Source organism: Bacteroidota bacterium (assembly GCA_034723125.1).
GTDB lineage: Bacteria > Bacteroidota > Bacteroidia > CAILMK01 > JAAYUY01 > JAYEOP01.
This window is the reverse complement of sequence record JAYEOP010000397.1, coordinates 1-2,301: the sequence shown is the minus strand read 5'-3', so window position 1 is coordinate 2,301 and position 2,301 is coordinate 1. Positions and strand designations below refer to the sequence as shown.

At 30.7% G+C, this 2,301-nt stretch carries 2 protein-coding genes; both read left to right on the top strand.

Annotation, left to right across the window (positions count from 1 at the left end):
• A partial coding sequence (locus tag U9R42_10700) for an RHS repeat-associated core domain-containing protein (GenBank protein MEA3496493.1) occupies positions 1-1,107 on the top strand: 1,107 nt, incomplete at its 5' end.
• Positions 1,104-1,931: a leucine-rich repeat domain-containing protein gene (locus tag U9R42_10695; GenBank protein MEA3496492.1), complete on the top strand. Its 828-nt coding sequence runs from the start codon at positions 1,104-1,106 to the stop codon at positions 1,929-1,931. The genes U9R42_10700 and U9R42_10695, both read left to right, overlap by 4 nt.
• Positions 1,932-2,301: the final 370 nt, after the last annotated feature.

Genomic DNA, 2,301 nt, shown 5'->3' with positions numbered 1-2,301 from the left:
GAACATAAACAAAGTGAGCATCTCGGAAATGTATTAAGCACAGTTACAGACCGCAAACTCCCAATAGACCTCTCAGCCAACCAGCAAGTAGATTATTTTAATGCAGACATTGCTGGTGCTAATGATTATTATCCGTTTGGGATGTTGCAGGTGAATAGAGGCTATTCGTTGGCTGAGTATCGGTTCGGGTTTAATGGAATGGAAAGCGACAACGAAATAAAAGGCAATGGAAACAGTTTGGATTTTGGGGCAAGAATCTACGATGCTAGATTGGGTAAATGGTTGGCTGTAGATCCCTATAATGGCAAATATCCTGATTTAAGCCCTTATCATTTTGGATACAATAATCCAATAATTACAATTGATCCAAATGGCAAAGAGAATGTTATCGTAATAGGAAGCCCAGAAAATCGAAATTGGTATAGCTTTAAAAATGCGGGGAAAGTAGAAGCGACAAGAATTCTTGATCATTTCACCGAGAATAATGAAGCTACAACGGTTCTAATTAATACAACATATTTTTCAAGCAGTCAATTATCAATAGTAAAAGCAGAATTAGTTGAAAATGGCATTAATGAAAATAATATATTGTTTGTATCTTCAAAAAATGAGATTATTGATTATGTGAATAATAAAAGCTATGAAGGTAATCAGTCAAAAGGTTCAAGAGCCAACGATTTAATTACTGATTTTTCCTATGTTGGACATGCTTGGGAAGGAGAACTTCTTTATGAATCATTAATAACAGAGGGATTATTACCATCTGATTTTGACAAAAATGCTTTTGATCAAAACTCATCAAGAGCATTTCTAATTGGATGTACAACAGCAGGTGATGATTATCCAAACTTACTTGGAGAAACAAGTAATATTACTGAATATTTTGCGAAAAATATTGTTTCAGATTATGCATTAGGTTCACAAGATGGAACTTGGATGGGAGAAAAAGTTAAAGGAGGTATTCCTTTTGAACCAGGGTATCAATTCCAAGATAGAGGTGCAAAAGCTTATTTTAGTCAACCTTTGGAAAAAGCAGAAGTCAAAAATATTAATGTTCAGCTTAATAGTAAGCCAAAATTATCCGAAGCACAAAAGGTAAGCCAATGAAAAGATTACTTGCAATCCTCACATTAGTAATATTTTACTATAATATCTATAGTCAATCTAATAAATTATCAGATTCTTGTTTTATTGCAATTTCAATAAATGACTGTGATCCTGATGTTGGAGTATCAGATTCAATTGTTTACATATTCCAAAACTTCACCTCAATTGATAAATTTATATCAACGCATAATTTGATACATTTTTATAATATTCCAAACGATACATTTTCACTGTTAGTTAATAATCTTAATCAGACGAGTTACATTAGATGGGAAAATATTCATAACAATAAACTCCCAAATGAACTATTTGGGATAGAGAATTTAAAACGATTACATATTCATAATACTAATATTGAAAATGTACCAGAAGAAATTGGTAATCTATCAGAACTTGAGGAGTTAGTGATCCGAAATACGAAAATTCAATCCTTACCAATTAGTATTGGTCAATTAGTAAATCTAAAGTATCTATATCTTAATAATAATAAATTAACAAACTTAGCATGCGGTATTAAATCTTTACATAACCTAACTTTAATAGACGTTAGTCATAATGAATTTGATCTATTCCCGTGTGAGTTATGCAGTAATTATTATTTAAAAGAAATTTACTTCAATTTTAACTATTTGAAGTCAATCCCAGACTGCATCTATAATCTTAACAACTTAGTTATATTAGAATTCAACAATAACGTCATTCATGATATTCCTGATAATCTAGAACAAATTCCTAATTTGTGGAAAGTTTCATGGAAAAGTAATCCCTTAAATGAAAGTGATATTGAATTATGTAAAAGATTAATAAAACGAAAATTAAAATAATAGCTATCAACTTTCTTTTAACCCCCCCACTAAGCGTAGATTACATCTACGCTTTTTTATTAATAAGCATTTTTAATGCTGATAAAATATAAAGAGCTTTTACAGAAATTAACGGCTTTTTTTACGTTCAAACAAAAAACTTATTAATAATCGTCTTTCCTTCCGTTCTTTTTTCTTTTAAAACACTAAGTAAAATTTTTCTGATGAAAAGAAAAAAAGATGTTACTTTTGTAGTTGATGGGATGCCTAAAATTAGACATATTGGAGCAAAGCGGAAGTTCCTTTTCTATGGGATTAGACAGGAAAAAAGCTTTAGAATACAAACAAAGTGAGCATCTCGGAAATGTATTAAGCACAGTTACAGACCGCA

What these genes read in the sequence shown, in the direction of transcription:
- U9R42_10695 (MEA3496492.1), top strand. Translation starts at nt 1,104, where the DNA reads ATGAAAAGATTACTTGCAATCCTCACATTAGTAATATTTTACTATAAT.